The organism is Muribaculum sp., assembly GCF_029051885.1.
GTDB lineage: Bacteria > Bacteroidota > Bacteroidia > Bacteroidales > Muribaculaceae > Muribaculum.
The window spans coordinates 1-1800 of the sequence record NZ_JAIDKI010000153.1; the positions used below are offsets into that span (position 1 = coordinate 1).

Annotated in this window: 1 protein-coding gene; it reads right to left on the reverse strand. The window is 48.7% G+C overall.

Annotation, left to right across the window (positions count from 1 at the left end; all coding sequences use genetic code 11):
• Positions 1 to 129 precede the first annotated feature (129 nt).
• A complete protein-coding gene (gene hisS / locus K2I50_RS06525) occupies positions 130 to 1494 on the reverse strand; it encodes a histidine--tRNA ligase (protein WP_301025418.1) in 1365 nt (454 codons plus the stop codon).
• Between the last annotated feature and the right edge of the window lie 306 nt (positions 1495 to 1800).

Sequence of the window (1800 nt, forward strand, 5' to 3'; positions counted from 1 at the left end):
GTCGGTACGCGAACCGGCATAGAACGAGTCGGGGGTGACGTTGACTATCCCCATTATCTGCGGACGGTCAAACCCGACTATGCGGCCACGCAACTTAAGAGTGAAAGGGAGCATTGTCATACCATTCAACTACGACAGCCGTGCAACAAGGTCGGCCATGGCAACCGACTCCTGGGTGCCGGCCTCCATGTCCTTCAGCGTCACAGTACCTGCCTCAAGTTCTGTCTCGCCGATGATGGCGACAAAAGGTATGCGCATTGCATCGGCATAAGCCATCTGTTTTTTCATCTTCACCGAATCGGGATAAACCTCTGCGGCGATACCGGCGCCACGAAGCATCTTTGCAGCCTTAAGAGATGCCGCAGATTCACCCGCGCCAAGATTAAGGAAAATGACTTTAGATGCAGCCGATGTATTCTCTGGATACAGGTCAAGAGTGTTGAGGACATCATATATGCGATCGGCACCAAACGAAATGCCGACTCCCGACAGACCTGACATGCCAAATACCCCGGTAAGGTTGTCATAACGTCCGCCACCGGTGATAGATCCAATCTGCACATCAAGAGCCTTTACTTCTATAATAGTGCCGGTGTAATAGTTGAGTCCTCGTGCAAGCGACACATCAAGGTCGAGCTGTGCCTTCAGACCAAGAGCAGTCACACCAGCAGTAACGACACGCAGTTCGTCGACACCGGCAGCTCCTACAGGCGAATCAGCCAGCAAAGATGACAGCGCTGACAGGCGTTCATCAAGCGAACCGGAAATCGCAAGTATCGGGCGAAGTCTTTCAACGGCATCATCCGACAATCCACGTTCACGCAGTTCGGCCACTACGTTGTCGATGCCGATTTTATCAATCTTATCGATAGCTACTGTAATATCTATCAGTTTGTCAGGGGCACCAATAAGTTCGGCGATACCGGCAAGCACTTTACGATTGTTGAGCTTGATGGCTATACGTATTCCCAACCTTGAGAACACCTCGTCAATAATCTGCAACAGTTCAATCTCATTGACCAGCGAGTCAGAACCAACAATATCGGCATCACACTGATAGAATTCGCGATAACGTCCTTTCTGAGGACGGTCGGCACGCCATACCGGCTGAATCTGGAACCGCTTGAACGGCAATTGCAATTCATTGCGATGCATAACGACATAACGTGCGAATGGCACTGTAAGGTCGTAGCGCAGCCCTTTCTCACAAAGCTGAGAGGTAAGACGTCCGGAAGGCTCCTCGGCATTAAGCAAATCGCGCTCAGCCCCTTTCAGATAGTTGCCTGAATTAAGTATCTTAAACAGAAGTTTATCACCCTCCTCGCCATATTTTCCCATCAGTGTCGACAGGTTTTCCATAGCCGGGGTCTCTATCTGCCTGAATCCATAAAGGCGGAATACTTCGCGGATAGTATCGAATATATAATTGCGACGCGCCATCTCTACAGGAGAAAAATCGCGCGTACCTTTGGGTATCGACGGTTTCTGTGCCATATACAAGAAAAATATAATCAGATAGCTACTAATAGATTTATATGCACCCTATAAACTCTGCGCCAGCCGCACAGGGGCTATCGGTTGCCTAATGACGATTTTGTGTATTTGCAGGTACAACAGAATACGCCCCTACTCTACACAAAACAGGGCAGCCCGACAATTCATTCGGCTGCCCTGCAAAGTTACTTATTAATATTTAATTCCGCATTCTTAAGTAGCGGAAAAGTATTAGAGCTTGTTTAATAATAAATGTTGCCGCCAGGGTCGTATAGCTTGAGACGATTTTCGACATGTGACGAAGGA